Origin of the sequence: Flavobacterium sp. Leaf82, assembly GCF_001422725.1 — a bacterium.
Classification (GTDB): domain Bacteria; phylum Bacteroidota; class Bacteroidia; order Flavobacteriales; family Flavobacteriaceae; genus Flavobacterium.
Genome location: NZ_LMMA01000017.1, coordinates 1 through 21,579, shown reverse-complemented (window position 1 = coordinate 21,579; position 21,579 = coordinate 1). Strand labels below are relative to the sequence as shown.

Genomic DNA, 21,579 nt, shown 5'->3' with positions numbered 1-21,579 from the left:
TATTCGAAGATGATAAAAAAAGATAAACCCGATAATGTAGTATTTTCTTCTGAGCATGGTTATAATGCAAGCCTATTGCCATATGCTACAAGTGTTGGTGCACCGGTAATAAAAGCAGATGATTTAGCAGGATGGAAAGGCATGGGCCTAAATAAGGTAAACAAAGAGTTTGAAAGTAAATTCAATGAACTAAAAATGCAATACCAGGATTTAATCGAAGAATTCCAATGGAATGAATTGGTATACAATGCCAGATTTTCTTTTGAACCTATTGTAGGTGAAATATATCACTTATATAAAGATGCAGACGGTTTTGATTTTCTCTCACTTATAGGACCCAAAGAATGGAATAAGCAACATATTGCTACTTTTAGACTTAACAGTGATAAAAAATGGATACTCATCAATTGAAAAGTTGTATTTTTTAATAAATTTCTACTAATGAAAAACAAAATAAATTTTAAAACCAGTGATCTGGAAAAAATGGAAAAGCAAACTGCCGTGCATTTAATCAATAGTTTAGGCGGTTTTAAAAGTGTGGCATTGGTAGGAACTTCTGATGTACAGGGAGATACTAATTTATCCATTTTTAGTTCTTTTTTTCATATTGGAGCAAATCCTCCATTAATAGGTATGATTTTTCGCCCCAGCCCGCCCGAGCGTGATACCATGAGAAATATTTTAGATACAGGATTCTATACCATTAATCATATCAATGAACAGATCTACCAGCAGGCACATCAGACATCAGCGAGATACAATAAAGAAATTTCAGAATTTGATGCTGCAGGACTCAGTGCGGAATATAAAAATAACTTTCCAGCTCCTTTTGTGCTCGAAAGCAACGTACAGTTAGGCATTAAATTTAAAGAAAAAACAGCCATTTCAATCAATAATACTACTATGATTATCGGGGAAATAGTCCAGATTTTTATTCCCGAAGACTGCTTGTCTAAGGATGGTTTCCTCGATTTAGAAAAAGCCAATACCGTTACTTGTTCCGGTCTGGACAGCTATCATAAAACCATGCAGTTAGACCGATTAAGCTATGCAAAGCCCGATAAGGAAATTACATCACTGCTTAAAAGTTGAATAAAAAAAAGATAAATATTATGTGGTTCAAACGTGATCTCCGTTTTACAGATCACGAACCTCTTTTTATGGCACAGCAGGAAAATATCCCTCTTCTTTTGGTTTATTTTTTTGAACCCTCAATAATGGCTTGCGATGATGCTGATGTCCGTCATTGGCGGTTTGTTTATGAATCCTTAAAGGAAATGCAGTCTAAATTAAAATCATTTGCTGCGCAGATTTATTATTTTCATAACGAAGTCCAGACTGTTTTTGAGCACTTATGCAGTCTTTATGAGGTTCAAACAGTGTTTTCGCATCAGGAAATTGGCAACAAAGTTACTTTTGACAGGGATATTGCCATGCAGTTTTTTTTTGATGATCATAAAATTCTTTGGAAACAATCTCAGCTCCATGGTGTTATCAGAAAGCTGCGATCAAAACAAGATTGGGATAAGCGCTGGGAAGAAACAATGCGCGCAATTCCTAAAATGATTGACCTGAATACTTTTAAATTTGAAAATTTAGATCCTGATTTTTATCAAAATTTAAAAGGAGAAACACTTTCTGATGAAATAACAGAGAGAAATGAAAACTTTCAACACGGGGGCGAATATTGGGCCTGGCGGTACTTAGAGAGTTTTGCAAAAGAGAGACATGTAAATTACAGCAAACATATTTCCAAACCCGGTTTAAGCAGAAAAGGCTGTAGCCGTTTATCTCCCTATTTAACCTACGGAAACATAAGCATGCGAATGGTGTATAAATATACCAATCAGTTTTATGAAACATCATACAACAAAAGAGCCATGCTAAATTTTGTTTCCAGACTTCACTGGCATTGCCATTTTATGCAAAAATTTGAAAATGACTGTCAAATTGAATTTGAAAATATAAACAAAGATTACGATTCCTTGGTCAAACCAAAAAACGAAATCTATATAAAAGCCTGGCAGGAATGTAAAACTGGCGTTCCTATTGTTGATGCCTGTATGCGATGTTTAGTCCAGACAGGTTATATCAACTTTAGAATGCGAGCGATGCTGGTTTCCTTTTTTACATTCAATTTGTGGCAGGACTGGCGGGACCTTCATTTCTTGGCAAGACAGTTTTTAGATTATGAAACCGGAATTCATTATCCGCAGATTCAGATGCAGGCCGGTACAACAACAGGCAATACCATTAGAATTTATAATCCCGTAAAAAATTCACAGCAGCACGATTCAGAGGGCATATTTATAAAGAAATGGCTGCCTGAGCTGGCTGAAATTCCACCACAATTAATTCATGAACCATGGAAATTAAATCTTATTGAGCAGCAATTTTACAAATGCGAATTAGGAAGAGATTATCCAGAGCCTATAGTTGACATAGAACAAACTCGAAAATACGCCAGTGATATTGTTTGGAGTTTTAGAAATAAACAAAAAAATGAGAGGAGTTAAAAAACAAAACCTGCCCACTAAAATCTGCATTGTTTGCAGAGACCGTTTGCGTGGAGAAAAAAATGGGAAAAAATCTGGAACGAAGTGAAATATTGCAGTGATAAATGCAGAATAAGCAGATAAATGATATTTATACTGGCACTAGTTCTTTAACAAAGGTATTAATGGGTAATATATTTAGAAAGTCAAAAAAGACTGTTTATCAATTTAGAAAGCTTTTGTTTCTTATATTTATTAGTCCCTTAATAGTTATAATGCTTGCATCTGTAGCTGAATCTAGAATAATAAAATCTTCACTATCTAGCATTATTAATGCGTCTAAAACTTTTGCCTGATTTGACCTTTGGATAAGTAAACTCTCTTGCAGCGATTGATCAAGATAAGGAATAAGCATACTAGTTAAATCTTCAAAAGAGTAAATTTTCTCAGGGTTTTGCGCCAGTATATTAAGAATGATTTCAGAAATATTAAACTTGTTATACATAAAATAGTTTTACTTAAAATTATGCAAAATAATTCTATTTTAAAACTTAAAAAAGTTACCAAGATAATTAGTGCAGAATTTAGAATATTAAACAAAATTACTTTCCAGAGTAAATATTTACTTTTTAAAATATTTTTTTTAACTATCAAAATCAATTAATAAAAAACATCGAAATAAAAAACGGGGAATTTAGAATCTAATTGATGTTAGACGTGCTTAGGTAAGAAAAGTCGTTTTAAATGTTATACTTTTAACTAACTTTATTAATCGTAAATTATGGATCAGGATATTATATTAGATAAGTTAAAAAAAGCAAAGCAAGAACTTATTTTTAATCACGAAGAATTGCAAAGATGTACCAAAGATTTAAAAATTGCCAATGTAAATTTGAACATCAGAGAAAAAGAAAAGGAGTTGAACATGGAAGAATTTAACAGTGGTTTAGAGCAGATGATGTTTGCAATTTCTCACAAGGTTAGAAAGTCCGTTGCCAATATCCTGGGGCTTTCAAAATTGTTGTGTGAAGATATAAATCTTGGAAATAATGAGTTGAAAGAAATTTTACTTTTAATTATTCAATCTGCCGAATCACTGAATGCTTCGACAGAAGAATTATCGAAGTTCATTTGTAAAAAGAGACGAACGGATATATGAATGATGGGAGGTCCAATATCTCGATATTGCTATTTTAGTATTATTCAGCCCAGTCATTAATCCAGTTACCAACAGTCTGGCACCACTGGTCGTCGTCATTCAAACAAGGAACGGCCAAGAAATTTTCTCCTCCATTTTTCTCAAAATCTTCTCTGGCACGCATGGCGATTTCTTCGAGCGTTTCTAAACAATCCGAAACGAAAGCCGGTGTTACCACAGCCAGATTTTTAATTCCTTTTGCCGGCATTTTATCAATTTCAATATCGGTATAAGGCTCCAGCCATTTATCTCCAGCCAATCGGGACTGGAAAGTTAAGCTGTATTTACCTTCTGGGAGACCTAATAATTTGGTAGTGTTTCAAAGTTAGTGATATGAGATCTAACATTTGTAACGTATTGAAATAGAATAAATATGAGCAAAAAATAATTTAAAGATGAGAAGTAATGCTCATCTTTTTTGTTTTAATATTGCCTTAAATGAGCTAAAATGAGTAAAAATTCGACATGGTGTTCCAGAGTTAGTGATGATGTAAATTGTCCAAAATGTAACGAGAAAAAGGTTGTTAAAAATGGGAGGACTAAAAATTATAAACAGCAGTACTACTGTAAAATGTGCTGTCACCGTTTTATAGAAAGTTTTACAAATCAAGCTTACAAATTAAATACAAACAAAAAGATTATCCAATTAACCAAAGAGGGATTAGGAATAAGAAGCACGGCAAGAATATTAAATATTTCTACTACAACATTATTGAAAAGAATCGTATCAATTGCCAGCAGTATTACTAAACCAATTATCAGCAAAGGCAAAACTTATGAAGTTTATGAGCTGTGCACTTATATCAGACACAAGAAAAATTATATCTGGCTGGTTTATGCATTGGAAAAGAATTCTAAAAAAGTTGTGAGTTTTAATGTTGGGAAACGAACCAATAAAACGCTGAACCGTGTTCTGGAAACTCTAAAATTATCTGATGCCAAAAAGATATTTACGGACAGATTAAAAAACTATCGATATTTGATCGAAGAGAAACTACATTCAGTAAAACGTTTTGGGACAAACCATATTGAAAGGAAAAATTTGACACTCAGAACTCATCTTAAAAGATTAAACAGACGGACAATCTGTTTCAGTAAAAGTTTAGTTGTTTTTACTGCTGTTTTAAAGATTTATTTTTGGACTTGATTTTTTAAATAGTTAAATATCTTGTTGAATAATTTACCCTAACGAGACTCGAACCATTTTTCCTTGAAAATACAGGGCGTTTAGATTTTTAAGAAATTGAAATAAAATTTATCAAACGGCAAAAAAGCCTGAAAAATCTTGATTTTTCAGGCTTTTGCTTTAACCTTGTAGCCCTAACGGGACAATTCTCGAACCATTTTGTGGATGATTTAAATAAAATAAATATCAAGCAATATTAAATTTTTCGGTTCAAATCCGATAACTGTCAATATAAATATTATTAAATACAGATCCTGATGCTACAAAATTCGAACCTTTTGTTGGAAGATTTAAAGATTTTAAATGGATGTCTAATTTTGCTGTTTGAATGTAATATCACTGTTAGTTAGAGTGCGTTCCCACCAATTCATAAATGTAGCAAGAGCACCGAAATTTACATTAATGTTAATATGAAAAGTATCCAATAAATAAAAGTCCGTTTGGTGGTTTATGAAATAAAAATCCTATTTTTGAAAACAAATAAATACTGACATTTGTCAGACATAGCACCCTAATTTAGGGTGTATAAGTCTGATATAGTCAGACATATATACAAGTTAGCGGTAATGCTGGCAAAACACCGAACGATAAGAAAATGACAGAATTTAAAGAAATAAAACAACTTTTTGGCATAACTGAAAAAAACGGATTTTCAGAAGAGGAAATTTTTGTGTTTAAAAATATTTGTGAGAATATTCCAAAAGTTCTTTCTGACTATTATTCGCAATTGGGGAAAATAAAAGAACTAAACAACACCCAAGACCAACTTATCGAACCCCAAAAATTAAAATTGTCTAAAAATAAAGATTTTCTAATTTTTTACGTTGAAAATCAATGGGCTTGTGTTTGGGGAATTGACAAAAATGACTTAAATATTGACAATCCACCAGTTTATATGAGCTATGAAGAACAGGAATGGAGTAAAGAAACAAATTTGTTAACTGATTTTTTAAAAGCAATGGCAAATCTTCAAGCTGTTTTTGCTCTTCAATTTAGTTCAGATGAATTTGCATATATAAATGACGAAGAACTTAAAATTATTAAAGAGAACTTTAAAAAACGAGACTTTTCATTCTCACAATGGATTGGTATTGAATTTTATGGGAATTTTGAAAACGATGTAATTGCAGTTCAGAGAAATACTGATTATTATGACTTAATTTATGCTTCTAATAACGAAGAACAATTTGTAGAAATGAATAAAATATTGAATAAACTTGGAGTATAAAAGCACTACCGCTAACAAGGGTTTTGCGTCAGGCGGGCTGAAGTGCAAAATTCAACGGCAGTTTTCAATTAAACTTTAGTAATAAAACCAGCTTTTGTGCTTCGAAATCCCGCCCGAACACAAAGCCCCAAACCGTTACCTGCTATTTAGAAACAACGTTATCTTAAAATGAGAAAACTTCTAGTAATATTATTGATTTTCATAAGCTTAAAAAGCTATTCTTGTAGTTGTGCTGGAGTTCCAGCCATTACTAAAAATTGGGAAGGTGCAAACGAGATATTCACAGGAGAAATTATAAAAGTTGATACTTTGCTTTATGGAAATAATGGTGCAAAAATTTATTCATATACCTGTAGAATTCTAAAATCATATAAATCAGAAATCTATCCTGGAAGAGAATTAAGAACAATTTTGAGTCAAAGTTCTGCAAGTTGTGATTTTATGTTTCAACTTGGTAAAACATATTTAATATATGCAAAATCAGAAAGTCAGACTTTAGCATGTTCCATTTGTTCTAGAAGTAACATTTTGGAAAATGTGGAAAAAGAAGAATTACAAACTCTTGAAAAACTATATCAAAAATACAAATCAGACACAAGCGGTGTTAGAATGATAAAATTTGAAAATAATATTTCCTATCAAATTGGTTTAATCGAAAACATATATCAAGAAAAACTGAAAAAGAAAGAGAAAACGATTTATATTCTTTCAAGTCTAATTGCTGTTTTAATTGTACTTGTTGTAATAATGTTACTGAAAAGAAAAAACAGCAGGTAACAGCCATTTGGCAAGATTGGGGTTTTAGGCTGAATTTAAAGTTGGTTTTGTATTTGGAAAATTTGTGTTTAACTGAAAAATCTCGCATCTTTAGTCCCCAACCACGCCAAGTGCCAGAACGTTACCAGCAAGCGCCAAGCAAATTCAGAAATCTAACACAATACTGAAATCTTTAATCGACTATTTAAGAAAAAAAGAAAACAACTTTCGAAAGTTGAATTTTGGGAAAAGTATGAGTTTTTTGAACTAATTGCTGACTTGCATCTAGCAGAAAAATTATTATCCGAATTTAAAGGAGGGTATTGTAGAAAGTTTGACTCAGCCGAAGATTTTCACAAAGCTCTAATAGACGGAATTTTTGACGTTGAGTTTGATAACGTACCAGATTTTACTCAAATATGGAATTGGTTTGCTCCTACTTGTGAATGGGATAGTTTTGCAGGAATCGAAGGATTTGAATTAGGAAACAGAATTTTTATGAGAACTGATTATTGGAAAAAGAATCACGACTTTGTTTCTGGAACAAAGGTTTCTGTAAATGGAGAATTTGGAGTGATCATAAAATCAGAACTTGACAAGCCAAATTTATTTGGAACTATACGTTGGGATACAGCTAAAGAAAATGATACTGAAGATTGGAATGAAATGTTTGGAACATTTACAAAGATTGGTGGAAAAATAATTGACCAAAATCATATATTTAAATACATCAACGATGATGGAACTAAAAAAACGATAACAGACTAAAAAGCCAGCTGGTAAAAGCCGTTTGGCGAGATTGGGGTTTTAGGCTGAAATTAAAGATGGTTTTGTATTTGGAAGATTTGGCAAATCCGAAAGATAACGCTGATTTAGTCCCAAACTGCTTGTCGCGCGAGAACGTTATGCGTCAGTTTAGAACAATAGAGTGCTGAAAAGAAACAAAAAATTCACAAACTTTTAAAAATGTTACTAAGTTTTAAGGAACAAATTATTGAAGATTTTCTAATTCCTTCATTTATCTTAAACGAGGGCGAAATTGTTATTATTGAAATTCCTAACGGTGTAAAATTTCAAAAAATATCATTAAGATTAATTGAAAATATAACCGAATTATGTTCAGAAATTAAGTATGTAGAGCATTTTAAAGAAAATTATTTTTTAAGTAAATTGTTTCCAACAACAATTGGTCAATATTTAAAAAAATGTGATGGAAATTCAACTTACAAGAATAAAATTTACGAGATTGAATGGATGAAACCTCAAATCAAAATCAATTCAATTGCGGGCGGATATAGAAGATTGTTGTCATTGTACAAAACTTTGACTTTTACAAAAAACATAATAATAGATTTAGTTGGCGTTGACCCGATTGGAGGTGTTGAGATTTATAAAATATTAAAACAAAACCAAAGGGAAAATGGAAGTGCAATTTTATTTGACTCTTGCAATGAATTTGAAAAAGATTGCACAAATTTCATTAGAGCAAAATATATAGGAACTGACGAAAGATATAAGAATTATAACGAAATAATGGCTGATAAATAAACGAACGCATAACAGCTACAACGCATTTGGGCAATTGGCTGAATGGAAATATGGTTTTGTATTTGGGATGATCAACCCCTAGTGGGACTCGAACCAAATTCTCTTGAAAACACAGGCCTTTAAATTTTCCAGAAACTGAAACAAAACTTATCGAACCAAAAAAAAAGCCTAAGAAATCTAGATTTCTTAGGCTTTTAATTTTTACTAGTAGCCCTAACAGGACAATTCTCGAACCATTTTATAAGTGATTTGCAAAAAATGACTCGAATAAATTATTAAAATTGAAGGTCAATTTTTGAAATTAAAACTTGTTATAAAGTTGAGAAAATTGTAGTATTGGTTGAATCATTTTCGATTTAATGTGCATAAATTATTACGTATAAGTCCCTGTTTTTTGTGTTTTAAACATTTTAAAATTCAATATTCATCAATTTAACTTGTTGTTTTTTACTGGTTTATAGTTATTGTTTTTTATGTCTATAAATAAAAATACTGAAACTACAGAACCAATGAGGAAAACCGTAAAATTATGATGTATTAGTAGTTTAGATTTGCGCATAATTAAATTGCCAAAAACTAAAACTGCTTATGAAAAAATTCTACTTATTAACTCTTATTCTTCCTTTATTTACCTATTCTCAGGATATTCTTTGGGAAAAATCATACGGGGGAACCCATGCTGATTATCTTTTTGATGCCCAACCAACAGCTGATTATGGTTTTATTTTGGCAGGAAGTTCTTTGTCTGATAAAACTGGAAATAAAGACGACGCTAATCATGGCGACTTAGATTATTGGATCTGGAAAATGAATGAGAAAGGAGATCTGGACTGGCAAAAAAGTATTGGCGGAAGCGGTTTTGATTTACTGCAAAGTATAAAAAATACCAGAGACGGAGGTTTTATTCTGGCAGGAACATCGAGTTCCGGAACCAGTTTTCAGAAAAAGGAAGATTGCAAAGGCATTACTGATTTTTGGGTTATTAAACTAGATGCCTCTGGCGAAGAACAATGGCAGAGAACTATTGGAGGTTCAGGACAGGATGAGTTATTATGCGCTTTTCAGACCAAAGATGGAGGATATATTCTAGGAGGATCTTCAAGCTCTAGTCCTTCGGTTATCTCTAATATTAAACCAAACGGAAAATCAATAACCACAACTAAGGCCGATTTATTTAATAAATCTGAAAAAAGCAGAGGCAACATGGATTATTGGATTGTGAAGTTAGACAAGCAAGGCGATATTGAATGGCAGAAAACATATGGCGGTCAATATGTTGATGTGCTAAGAAGCATGGAGCAAACCACAGACAACGGATATATTTTAGCAGGATATTCTAATTCGCCGGTATCAGGTGATAAAACAGAAAATAACAAAGGTTTTGGAGACTACTGGATTATCAAAATAACTGATACAGGAGAAATCGAGTGGCAAAATTCTTATGGAGCTGAGGGCGATGATCAGCCCTATGTAATTCATCAAACAATCGATGGCGGTTATATTGCAGGCGGAAATTCCAACAGTAAAAATGCACTTACCACGATGGGAGGAATTGTAGGTAATGGAACGGATTACTGGGTTTTAAAACTGGATCATTATGGGGGTATTTTGTGGAGTAAAACCTATGATTTTGGCAAAGTTGATATTCTTACCTCTTTAGTTGTAAACAAAGACGAAAGTTATTTATTAGGTGGCTATGCACAAAGTGAGAGCAAACGTCCAAGAGAAGGAATTGTTGCAAAAGCAATGAACATGGTCAATAAGGAAAAAGACGGCATCAATGACTATATCGCCTTAAAAATAGACAGCAAAGGCGAAGAAATCTGGAGTAAAACTGTAGGCAGTGGTGGAGAAGATATCCTAAGAAAGTTAGTAGAGACCCGCGATGGAGGTTACCTTATGGCCGGAACATCAAATTCAAGCGCGTCAAAAGATAAAAACGGAAGTATAGGAGGGAATGACTTTTGGGTGGTAAAGCTAAAAGACAAAGAAAAGGTAGAGAAAGTTAAATCCAGTATTGAGGCGATCCCAAATCCTGCGACCACTTATACTAATGTAATTATTGGTTATGATTTTAAAGAAGGAACTGCGACTTTGGTCGATATGACAGGACGTATTTTACAAGAGTTTGATATTGACAACAGAACTGTGCCTGTAAACTTAAGCAGGTATTCAGAAGGAATCTACATTATCAACATCAGGACTGATGTGAAGACGGAATCTGTGAAAGTGATTAAAAGCGTAAGATAATTATCCCTTTATTTAAACTACTATACTTAAGTTGTAAATCAATATGAAATCAAATATATATATCCTTTTTTTCTTTATTATATTTTTTAATGTTCAAAAAGTAAAATCCCAGGATGAGGGTGGGGTAGCAAAACAATACATTCCTAATATAACGGTTGCATCGCCTCAGGCTGCCTCAATTAGTAAGGTTGGAGAAATTCCTGTCGATCTTTCAACTGGCCGAATGAACTATACAATTCCAATATTTGAAATAAAAGAAGGCAATTTTACGATGCCTATTAATTTATCTTATAATTACTCCGGATTGCTTCTGGATGAAACACCGGGCTATGCGGGTGTAGGCTGGGCATTGAATATTGGAGGTTCAATCCTGCATAGTATTAATGGACTGGATGATTCACAACATCAAAGTGATAAACAATCAATATACAATTATATCAATAAGCTTCCACCTTTCGATGATTATGTGTCTCCGCAAGGACTGTCCACAATAAATGATTTTACAGAGTTTGTTGCAAATGGTATATTTGATGGTGAGCCTGATAAATATTGTGTGAATGCCGGAAACTTAAATTGCAGTTTTTATCTGGATAAAGATAACAATGCTATTTTTTTAAAGAATGAAAATTATAAAGTTTCAGGATATTCTCATAGCGCTTTTACTATAACAGATGATAAGGGTATTAATTATATTTTTAATAAGTCCCTTATTAACTCTCGGTCCTCTGCTGAAAATTCGTCTGATTATATCGCTTCTTTTTTGTTAACAGAAATTAATTTTCCTACCAGTACTAACAAAATTTTATTTAAATACGAGTCAGATGTGAGCAACCAATATATTAGCTATTCAGATAGAAGTGTAACCCAGACACTAACGCAAAATAGTACACAATATGGAACTGTTCAAAGTTTTGAAATTAATAAAAACATATCAGATACACAAGTAAGGGTAGATAAATTAAAGAAAATAATTACTAATAGTTACACTATAGAATTACAATATAACGATAACCCAACAGAAAATGCCATTACTGTTATTAGTAATTTAAGCATAAAAGATAAATTTGATAAGGCCGTTAAAAGTTATGATTTCAATTATTCAGGATGGACTGGCAGGAGAACTAATTTAATGAATGTAAAGTCCAATGGTGTAATTATGAATGAAATGGAATATGATATGAGTACACCTTATCCCGTAATAACAGATGACAGTGATTATGCTAAAAAGGATTTATGGGGTTACTATAATGAAAAGGGCAGACCGGCTACTATTAATGGATTAATTACCCCGAATAACAACCCGACGCTTAAACCGGATTTTAATAGTACAAAAATTGGAGCATTAACCAAAATCACTTACCAGACAAAAGGATATTCCATTATAGAATATGAGACAAATAAGATTAGAACGGGTGGGAATAATTTTCCTTATGAATCAGATGCACCTGTTATTAATGAGCCTTATGCTGCAACTACTAACCCTTATGAGATTGGGAGTGAAAAAACAGTAACTCTTGATATAACTTCAGTTCCCGTAGATCTGGTTCCAAGATATCAATTTACGAATGGTTTTGAAATGGCAGGCGAACACGACAGAACTGGTGAAATAACTTTAACTCAAAATGGTACAATAATATTAACAGCAAAACAGTACTGGGGAAATGAAGGAGGAGACTGGAGGCCTCCTCAGCGAACTTTTATGAATTCAGATCCTGATAACATAATACATGTTACTGTTCCGGGAAAATATGTTTTGAAAGCTACTTCTGATCAGGGAATAACAGCCCAATTAAGTGTAATTATTAAGACAACACCGCCAACTTATGATCAGACAGTTGGTGGTGTTAGAGTAAGTAGAGTTCAAAATTGCGATTTTAATGGAGAATGTATTACTACAGCTTATAATTATTCGCAGGACAATAAAAGCACAGGAGTTATGCTGCAAAAACCGGAGTTTTATTCGGGATCTCATACTCAGGATAATTTACAATGCAGTCCGGCAATTTTTGTTAGGAGAGATTTTTATAATTATACAAGTATTTACCCATTATCTAATTTCAGGGGTAGTCCTGTATTGTATAAAACAGTTGAAAAAATTGATTCTGGAAAAGACATAAACAATCAGGTAGTCACTAATGGTAAAACTATTTTTAGCTATTATGGCGGGCCCGTTTCAAATTCTATAAGGGATTTAGAAAGTTACTCTATAATAGGATTATTGAGAACAAAAGAAGTAAAAGATAATTTTGGTACAACCCTTTTATTCGAAAATAATAGTTATACAACTTCACTAATCCCCAACACCACAAAGCTTTTATACCTTTTAAGTTGCAAATTAGTTAGGGAAAAAAGAGCGCAGGTTTCTGGAGGAGGAAGCTCTGGTGCTGGTTGTGGATTACAATATCCAAGACCGTTATTAGATTTTCAGGTTGCCTCTTTTAGATATCAGGCTAAGAATTTAATACTGGAAAAAGAAGAAAGTGCTAATTATTTACAAGGTAATATAGTAGAAGGAGTTACGGTATATGACTATAATCCGGATACAGGTTTTTTAAAGAGTAAAACGACCAAAAACTCCAAAAACGAAAATTTAGAAACAAAGTATTTTTATGCGACCAATGCAGAAATGTCAAGTGAACCTTTTAGAAATGAATTGATAGCTAAAAACATGATCGGAGTGCCTTTGGTAACTCAAAGTTATAACGGTGAAAAAATATCAGAACAAAAAACGGAATACTCTCAGGAGGCACTAACAATGAATTTATTAGTTCCTAAGTATGTGTATGCAAATAAAGGAAACTCTGAAATTAATAAAACTACTGATAGAAAAATTACCTATGATAAATATGATGATAAAGGCAATGTTTTGCAGTATACTCTTGAAAGCAGCACACCGGTTTCTATAATATGGGGTTATAATAAAACCCAGCCAATTGCCAAGATCGAAAATACTAGTTATGATCAGGTAGCCAGTTATGTTATAGATCTTCAAAGTTTTTCTGACTCTGATAATGATAATTGTATATCTGATGATTGTAAAGAGCAGATTTTGAGAAATAAATTAAAAGATTTGAGAATTGCTTTACCTCAATATATGATCAGCACATACACTTATAATCCGCTTGTGGGCGTAACAAGTGTAACAGATCCTAAGGGAGTTTCCTCGTTCTATGAATATGATTCTTTTAATAGACTAAAATTTGTAAAGGATAAATATTTAAATGTGCTTCAAAAATATTGCTACAATTACAAAGGGCAGCAGGTTGATTGTAGTGATAATACTTCAACAAGTGTTTATCTTTATAAAAGTGCAGCCAGAAGCGGGCCATTTACAAAAAATAATTGTGCAGCAGGAGGTACGGGACAAAGTGTGAGCTATAGCCAGCCATCTGGAGCATATGTTTCGACTATTTCGCAGGCTGATGCCGATAGTAACGGACTTGCTAAATTTAATACAGACGGACAGGCTTATGCAAATAATACGACATCAATAAAATGTACGTTCTGGAATACTGCTCAAAGCAGATTAATCGAAAGAAACAATTGTCCCGTAGGAGGAACTCCTGCAAGTGTTTGGTATACAGTTCCTGCGGGAAGATATAATTCCACAGATTCGCAGGCTGCAGCTGATGCTCAGGCTCAGGCAGAAATCACTAACAATGGACCCGCATTTGCAAATAGTGATCTAAATGCAAAATGTACTTTTTGGAATACTGCCCAAAGCAAATTAATCGAAAGAAACAATTGTCCCGCAGGAGGAACTCCTGCAAGTGTTTGGTATACAGTTCCTGCGGGAAGATATAGTTCCACAGATTCGCAGGCTTCAGCTGATGCTCAGGCTCAAACAGAGATTAGTAACAACGGTCAGGCATTTGCAAATAATGATGTAAATGCAAAATGTACTTTTTGGAATACTGCCCAAAGCAGATTAATCGAAAGAAGCAATTGTCCCGCAGGAGGAACTCCTGCAAGTGTTTGGTATATAGTTCCCGCAGGAAGATATAGTGATTTTTCACAGGCAGGTGCTGATGCTCAGGCATTAGATGATGTTACTAAGAATGGGCCAAGTTATAGCAATAGTACAGCTCTATGTACTTTCTATAGTATTGCCAGAAGTGGCCCATTTACAAAAGACAACTGTGAAGCAGGGGCTCTAGGTTCTAGTGTTCCATTTAGTCAGGAAGCCGGTGCATCTTTATCAAATATTTCTCAAGCTGATGCAGATCTTAAAGGGGCATATAAATTTTATCACGATGGAAATATTTATGCTAATGCTAATGGTACTTGTGCTTTTTACAATGCGACTAAATCAGTAACAGCAAATAAGAATAATTGCGGTACTGGTACATATGGCTCAGCAGTAACTTATACGGTTCCTGCGAGAAAATATAGCTCAACTATTTCTCAGGCAAATGTTGATCAGCTGGCTCAAAATGATATTAATAGTAATTCACGAACCTATATAAATGAAAATGGAATTTGCACATCAGAAACATATGATGTTTTTGTAGCTGATGCAGAGGAAAGTCAGAAAAAATTCTGGGTTACAGTTACATCTTCTTCATCAGATCATCCTGAACGTGTTGTTCATGCTACTTTTAATTATAGTTATATAATTGGAATGAAAATATATAACGGAAATTGGAGTAGTAGTCTTGTTTTACCTGCTGGTGTAACTAATAAAACTTTTATCCTAACACTTTCATTTTTAGGTTTTCCTGAATTGAAATCATTTACTGTTAATTAATTCTGTGAATTGGGAAAAATAAAAAATATCTGTATGAAAAAATACATCATTATATTCAATCTTTTTTTATTTGCTGGTTCGGGCTTAATGGCTCAGACTTTCAGCAATGATAACTTTATATACACAGTTGCACCCAAAAAAGCGGCTCAAAGTTCTGATTTAAACAAGTTAACCAAGGACGAAATCTCTCAAAATGTCACTTATTTTGACGGATTAGGCCGGCCAATACAAACAATTGCTATTGGTCAGGGAGGCGATGGTCAGGATATTGTGACTCCCATGAGATATGATGGTCTGGGCAGGCAGGAAAAAGAGTATTTGCCTTATACAGTTGCTAATGGAGGTAATACATATCCCTTAATAGATCCGGTAACAGCAATAAATGCTGCAGTAGGGTTTTACAGCTCACCAAAATATGAAAATACCGCCAATCCTTTTTCGCAAAAACAGTATGAGAATTCGCCATTAAACAGGGTTCTAAAGCAAGCTGCTCCGGGAGCTTCATGGGCTATGGGTAGTGGTCATGAAATAAAACTCAATTACCAGACCAATACCTCTGCCGATGCTGTAAAATTATACAGGGTTACTACAAGCTGGCAAGCTGGTCAGGGCTTATATGAAATTGGTTATCCTGAAGAAGGAAGTTATGCCGAAAATGAATTATACAAAACAGTAACCTACGATGAAAATTCTGGTGCAAACCCAAGCGAATCTTCAGGCTCTACAGTTGAGTTTAAAAACAAGGAAGGGCAAGTAGTTCTTAAAAGAACGTATGATGCAGGTGACAGGCACGATACCTACTATGTATATGATATTTACGGCAACCTGACCTATGTCATTCCGCCAAAAGTTACCGGAGCTATTGATCTTGATAAATTAAATGGTTTGTGTTATCAATATAAATATGATGACCGTAATAGACTTGTCGAGAAAAAATTACCCGTTAAACAATGGGAATTTATTGTTTATGATAAACTCGACCGACCAGTAGCGACAGGGCCTGTTTTTTCGCCTTTTAAAGATGAAAATACTGAGGGTTGGCTTATTACAAAATACGATGCTTTTGGCCGGCCTATTTATACCGGCTGGATAAATCAATCTTCGAATTCGCCCACTAGAAAATCACTGCAGGATGTGCAAAATGCAGCAACAATTTTGTTTGAAACTAAACAAACATCAGGTACTACTATAGATGGAGTTCCCGTAAATTACAGTAATGTAATTGCACCAACTAATTTCAAAATTTTAACCATTAACTATTACGATGATTATGACTTTCCGCTTGGGTCAACACGACCAACAACTATTGAAGATCAAAAGGTTTTAGCTAATACAAAAGGGCTGCTTACCGGAACTTGTATCAGGGTACTTACAACATCTTCTATTGCAATGGGAGAAATTACCAATATAGTTTATGATGATATAAAAGCCAGACCTATTCGCACCCAAACTCAAAATCATTTAGGAGGATATACCAATACAGATACTAAGCTGGACTTTTCAGGAAAAGTGCTTTATACAATTACTAAACATAAACGTACCTATGGAGATAATGAGTTAACGGTAAGGGAAGAATTTACCTATTCACCACAAGATCGTTTACTTAATCATACACATCAAATCAATGGAGGAACAGTTCAGCTTTTAGCATCAAACAGCTATGATGCATTAGGGCAGTTAGAAAGTAAAAACGTTGGCAACACCGGAGGAAATCAAAGGCAAAAAGTTGATTATAGCTATAATATTAGAGGCTGGCTTACAGGAATTAATAATACAGAGAACTTGCAAATTGATACAGATCCTCTTGATTTATTTGCCTTTAAAATTAATTATAACAATCAGCCGGGAAATTCATCTGTTGATGCACTTTATAATGGTAATATAGCAGAGACTTTCTGGAAAACAGCATCTGATTATGCAATGCGTTCCTATGGCTATCAATACGATGATCTTAATAGATTAACAAATGCTATTTATAGAAAACCCGGTGATGCAATCCCAGTGTCAGGAGCCTACAACGAAAGTTTAAGTTATGACAAGAATGGTAATATCAAATTATTACAAAGATATGGGGATTCTGATGCGCCTTCTGTCGTTTTTAAAATAGATGATTTGACCTATGATTATTTAAATGAAAATTCAAATCAGTTAACAAAAGTTACGGATAGTCCTGCCGGAAATAATAGTAAAGGTTTTATTGACGGCAATAAAAATGGTGATGACTTTGGTTATGATGCTAACGGAAATATGACCAGTGACAAAAACAAAAATATTACTGATATAAAATACAATCACCTTAATTTGCCCAAAAAAATTACATTTGGTACAAATGGCACTATTGAGTATATTTACAACGCAACAGGTCAGAAAGTAGAGAAAATTGTAAAGAATGCTGCTGTGACAACCTATACCAATTATTTGGGAGGATTTCAGTACATGTATGGTGAAAACCAAGGTAATCAAGGCGGCGGAGGAGTTGTTTCTCCTGATCCTGGTGATCCTATACCTGATGATCCGCAAGATCCGGAACCTCCTATCGATGGTACAGATCCTGTTATAAATCCGCCACAGGAGAGTAGTCGTTTTAGTGGGTTAGCAGTTCAGTCGACAAGTCAGGAGGTTCCAACCAGACCTACGTTGCAGTTTTTCCCGACTGCAGAAGGATATGTAAAAAATGATAGCGGAGTATTTTCATATGTATTTCAATACAAAGATCATTTAGGAAACGTACGATTAAGCTACGCTAAAAACCCACAAACGCAAGTTCTTGAAATTATCGAAGAAAATAATTATTATCCTTTTGGTTTAAAACATCAAGGGTATAATATAGACAGTAAGCAAATAGGATATAATTATAAGTTCCAAGGTCAAGAGCTCCAAGACGAGCTGGGGCTTGGCTGGTACAGTTACAAATGGAGAAATTATGACCCTGCGATTGGAAGATTTATGAGTATTGACCCATTAACAGAAAAATATGAAGATTATACACCATATCAATTTTCTTCAAATCAACCAGTTCATGCAAAAGAACTTGAAGGTTTAGAAAGTTCGAACGATTTAAATAAACAAACTCCAACACAAAGAGCATATAATTCAAAAACAGGTAATACTGACTTAGCAAAATTAGTAGTGTATGCGACAGCTGATTTCTTAGAAAGTATAAATACATATGTAAGAGAAAAAATTGAGCCAAGTGATAAGGAAATAACTACCACTGCTACTTCTAAAAAAGGAGGAGGTGAAAATGAAAAGTCAACTGGAAAGAAAGTTGGAGATAATATTAGTGCTGATGCGTTTCTTGATGGCGCCCCTGGTGCAGCAAAAAACGGGAACAATCTTAAAAGTAATAAAGATATAATGAAGGGCGCAGCTGATTTAGGGAAATTATCTAGTAAAGTGGATAAGGCAATAAAAAGCGTTAAGGATGTTATTAAAGAAAATTCAGGTAAAGGAAATAGCCCATCGGATATGGTTCAGGTCGTTACTGATACTAAAGACCCAAATAAAAATGTACAGGTGAGAAGAGACGTTTTAGAAGCACAAGAAAAAAAGAAATAATGAAAAAAATATATATAATAGTACTTGCTGTATTACTTTGTCTGGTAGTTTGGTTTTTTTATTTTAAAGATGAAAAAGTATATACTTTTAAAGAATACAGCCCCTCAGGAAAATTAATCGGCACAAACGAATATGTGATTAGAAACGGTAATTCAATTCAGCACGGAAAGTTTGTAAATTATAATGAAAGAGGAATTAAAATAGCTGAAGGTAATTTTGTAAATAATGAGCCTAATGGAAAAAGTATTTATTATTTTGACAATGGCAAAATAGAATCTGTTCATTATAGAAAAAATAGTAAAGTTACAGAAGAAAGTATTTTTTACAATTCCGATGGCTTAATTAGGAAATATATTATGTATAATGATATCGGTGAGGCTAAATTTATTATTGATTTTGATGGAAAAACAGTAAAAAAGTATGATGGTTATGCGACCTATCCAGTAAATCAATATAAAATTGAAAAAGAAAAAAAGTATGAAATTAATACTCGAGATACTCTAAAAGTGGGTGATGTTATAAAATATGAATATTTACTAGCCAATATTCCAAATGCCAAAAGAACTTTTAAAATAGAAACTGAAGGTATTGATAATTCAAAGGTTAAACGAACCATTACTAAAGAAGTACCAACACGCATAGTTGTTGAAGAAGTTTTAACCAAAAAAGGACTTAATCGAATCAAAGCAATAACCCAATACACATTTAATGATAATGTTACGCGAGTAAAAAATGATACAGTTACTTTTGATGTTAATGTAAAATAAAAAATGATAGTAGTTTCAAAATTTGAAAAGCTTTACCTTTTGAGAAATGTTTTTGTACCGATTATTTGTTTTGGTTTAAGTGCTTTGCTTGTAGATGTTAAGATGTATTATAAAAAAGATGCTGATGTCATTTTTCCTGTCATTTTTCTTTTAATAGTTGGGGTGGCAGTTTTATTCTTTAATTTAAATTCTATTTATAAACTCATTGTGGATGAAAAGACAATCACAAAAATCTATATTCTATCAGGAAAGAAAGAAAGTATTCCTTATACATGTATCAAAAGTTTAGACAAAGAATTTATAGACGGTTCTTATATTTACGAGGTTGGTCAAATTACTCCTGGGTATTACGATTATAAATTTAGCTTAGAAGATGATAAAGAATTGATTGTATCTCCATCAAATTTTAAAAATTATAATCAATTAATAGCAGAAATTAATTCTCGTTCGGCGAAGAGTTCCTTATAAAAGGTTGTGTGAATTTTTCGGATTTCGCACCCGCAATCTAAATCAATAAAAAAGCCACTTCTATAACGGAGTGGCTTTTGTCATTATATAGGGCAGTGTTTCAGATTTAGTGATATGAGATTTTACATTTCTAACATATTGAAATAGAATAAATATTAGCAAAAAATAAATTAAAGATGAGCAGTAATGCTCATCTTTTTTGTTTTAATATTGCCTTAAAAGAACTAAAATGTGTGAAAATGCTACATTGTGTTCCAAAAATATAATGTTTTTTTATTTTACATTTTATAAGTGTTTTTTCTTTTCAAAATCATTTACTATTTGCTCATATGTCATTTCTTTTAATAATATTCTATACTCTTTAAACATTTTATTGAAATCAGTTACAATATTCTCTAGTGGAATTTCTATTAATTTATTTTTTTGTTTATCAAATTCGCCATTAAAATTCCTTATTGCATAAACAGTTGGTTTATCAAGTTGTCNAACATTCATTTATAAATGACCATATTGTGTTTTTTCTTTTCAAAATCATTTACTATTTGCTCATATGTCATTTCTTTTAATAATATTCTATACTCTTTAAACATTTTATTGAAATCAGTTACAATATTCTCTAGTGGAATTTCGATTAATTTATTTTTTTGTTTATCAAATTCGCCATTAAAATTCCTTATTGCATAAACAGTTGGTTTATCAAGTTGTCTATAAAACACAATATGGTCATTTATAAATGAATGTTTRTAAGTGTTCGTAATATCATTCACATTCTTTAAAAAATCTTTATAATTAATAAAGAATTTCACATCGTCAAATTTTTTCTCATTCCATTTACTCAATAGATTCCCAATAGATTCTATTTCAATTTTACTAGGATAATCGCCTAAAACTTTTCTTTTTTCAACAATATATAGCAATGCTATAAGCTCATCAACTATCATTCTTAAATCKGACATAACGTGAATAATTTCAATATAAGGTGCGATTTTAGTTTTCTTACTAGTCAAACCATTTCTCTCTTTGAAATTAACATTATAAATTTCTACTTTTTCGCATATTGAAACTAAAGTATCATTGAGATAATCTAATCTGCTGAATATAAATGAAAATTTACTACTTAAATTCCCCCAATTTTCAGAACCTGAAAACTCTGGAATATCATCTGCATAGATTTCTTTTGTTAAATCTCGATATATATCAAATTGAATCATATTAAAATATTAAAAGTTAATTAGAACTTTACGAAATTACATAAAAGTTAATTTAGAAAAGTAAACTGATGAATTTATTGCAAAATAGAACCTTAAGMGTAAGCAARAAAGCCTTCCGTTAGCAGCCGTTTGGCGAGATTGGGGTTTTAGCGCAACAGAAGAAGTAT

17 protein-coding genes and 1 pseudogene are annotated in these 21,579 nt (G+C 32.8%); 15 read left to right on the top strand and 3 right to left on the bottom strand.

The window, feature by feature from the left end:
• The first annotated feature begins 9 nt into the window (after positions 1 to 9).
• From ASF10_RS12080 to ASF10_RS23935, 4 genes are read left to right on the top strand one after another with little or no spacing between them, the layout of a single operon-like run.
• Entirely contained in the window at positions 10 to 411 is a 402-nt protein-coding gene (locus ASF10_RS12080) for a DUF2452 domain-containing protein (RefSeq protein ID WP_317039044.1), read from the top strand.
• 30 nt (positions 412 to 441) lie between these two features.
• The gene (locus tag ASF10_RS12075) at positions 442 to 1,092 is read left to right on the top strand and encodes a flavin reductase family protein (protein WP_117611375.1); all 651 of its coding nucleotides are present in this window, start codon (positions 442 to 444) and stop codon (positions 1,090 to 1,092) included.
• Between the two features lie 20 nt (positions 1,093 to 1,112).
• Positions 1,113 to 2,516, top strand: coding sequence for a cryptochrome/deoxyribodipyrimidine photo-lyase family protein (locus ASF10_RS12070; RefSeq protein ID WP_241774945.1), 1,404 nt, complete (start codon positions 1,113 to 1,115; stop codon positions 2,514 to 2,516).
• Positions 2,517 to 2,549: 33 nt separating this feature from the next.
• The gene (locus ASF10_RS23935; protein WP_395393710.1) at positions 2,550 to 2,639 is read left to right on the top strand and encodes a DUF2256 domain-containing protein; all 90 of its coding nucleotides are present in this window, start codon (positions 2,550 to 2,552) and stop codon (positions 2,637 to 2,639) included.
• A 79-nt stretch (positions 2,640 to 2,718) separates the two neighbouring features.
• On the opposite strand, the gene ASF10_RS12065 is transcribed toward ASF10_RS23935, so the two are convergent.
• Positions 2,719 to 3,000, bottom strand: coding sequence for a hypothetical protein (locus ASF10_RS12065; protein ID WP_056249455.1), 282 nt, complete (start codon positions 2,998 to 3,000; stop codon positions 2,719 to 2,721).
• 276 nt (positions 3,001 to 3,276) lie between these two features.
• On the opposite strand from ASF10_RS12065, the gene ASF10_RS12060 reads away from it, so the two are divergent.
• Complete coding sequence (locus tag ASF10_RS12060) at positions 3,277 to 3,654, top strand: hypothetical protein (RefSeq protein WP_056249452.1); 378 nt, start codon at positions 3,277 to 3,279, stop codon at positions 3,652 to 3,654.
• Positions 3,655 to 3,694: 40 nt separating this feature from the next.
• Here ASF10_RS12060 and ASF10_RS12055 read toward each other — a convergent pair.
• Positions 3,695 to 4,003, bottom strand: a pseudogene (locus ASF10_RS12055) (ferrochelatase); the annotation flags it as partial.
• A 138-nt stretch (positions 4,004 to 4,141) separates the two neighbouring features.
• Here ASF10_RS12055 and ASF10_RS12050 point away from each other — a divergent pair.
• The 10 genes from ASF10_RS12050 to ASF10_RS12005 all read left to right on the top strand — a co-directional run bounded on the left by ASF10_RS12050 (position 4,142) and on the right by ASF10_RS12005 (position 20,201).
• A complete protein-coding gene (locus ASF10_RS12050; protein WP_056249447.1) occupies positions 4,142 to 4,840 on the top strand; it encodes an IS1 family transposase in 699 nt (232 codons plus the stop codon).
• A 634-nt stretch (positions 4,841 to 5,474) separates the two neighbouring features.
• On the top strand, positions 5,475 to 6,107 hold the full coding sequence (locus ASF10_RS12045) for a hypothetical protein (RefSeq protein ID WP_035688669.1): 633 nt from the start codon (positions 5,475 to 5,477) through the stop codon (positions 6,105 to 6,107).
• Positions 6,108 to 6,275: 168 nt separating this feature from the next.
• Complete coding sequence (locus ASF10_RS12040; RefSeq protein WP_056249446.1) at positions 6,276 to 6,884, top strand: hypothetical protein; 609 nt, start codon at positions 6,276 to 6,278, stop codon at positions 6,882 to 6,884.
• Positions 6,885 to 7,142: 258 nt separating this feature from the next.
• On the top strand, positions 7,143 to 7,631 hold the full coding sequence (locus ASF10_RS12035) for a hypothetical protein (RefSeq protein WP_241774944.1): 489 nt from the start codon (positions 7,143 to 7,145) through the stop codon (positions 7,629 to 7,631).
• Between the two features lie 198 nt (positions 7,632 to 7,829).
• Positions 7,830 to 8,411, top strand: a complete 582-nt coding sequence (locus ASF10_RS12030) for a hypothetical protein (protein ID WP_056249440.1) — start codon at positions 7,830 to 7,832, stop codon at positions 8,409 to 8,411.
• A 588-nt stretch (positions 8,412 to 8,999) separates the two neighbouring features.
• Positions 9,000 to 10,661 carry a T9SS type A sorting domain-containing protein gene (locus ASF10_RS12025; RefSeq protein ID WP_056249437.1) on the top strand — a complete coding sequence of 554 codons (1,662 nt, stop codon included), beginning with the start codon at positions 9,000 to 9,002 and terminating at the stop codon, positions 10,659 to 10,661.
• A gap of 43 nt (positions 10,662 to 10,704) precedes the next feature.
• Complete coding sequence (locus tag ASF10_RS12020) at positions 10,705 to 15,408, top strand: DUF5977 domain-containing protein (protein ID WP_056249436.1); 4,704 nt, start codon at positions 10,705 to 10,707, stop codon at positions 15,406 to 15,408.
• A gap of 33 nt (positions 15,409 to 15,441) precedes the next feature.
• The gene (locus tag ASF10_RS24520; RefSeq protein ID WP_056249434.1) at positions 15,442 to 18,966 is read left to right on the top strand and encodes a DUF6443 domain-containing protein; all 3,525 of its coding nucleotides are present in this window, start codon (positions 15,442 to 15,444) and stop codon (positions 18,964 to 18,966) included.
• Entirely contained in the window at positions 18,966 to 19,733 is a 768-nt protein-coding gene (locus ASF10_RS12010; protein ID WP_056249431.1) for a hypothetical protein, read from the top strand. Before ASF10_RS24520 ends, ASF10_RS12010 begins: the two co-directional genes overlap by 1 nt.
• A gap of 3 nt (positions 19,734 to 19,736) precedes the next feature.
• Complete coding sequence (locus tag ASF10_RS12005) at positions 19,737 to 20,201, top strand: hypothetical protein (RefSeq protein WP_056249428.1); 465 nt, start codon at positions 19,737 to 19,739, stop codon at positions 20,199 to 20,201.
• Positions 20,202 to 20,692: 491 nt separating this feature from the next.
• Here the strand turns inward: ASF10_RS12005 and ASF10_RS11995 are convergent, their stop codons facing one another.
• Positions 20,693 to 21,412 (bottom strand): hypothetical protein, encoded by a 720-nt coding sequence (locus ASF10_RS11995; RefSeq protein WP_056249423.1) that lies wholly within the window; start codon positions 21,410 to 21,412, stop codon positions 20,693 to 20,695.
• Between the last annotated feature and the right edge of the window lie 167 nt (positions 21,413 to 21,579).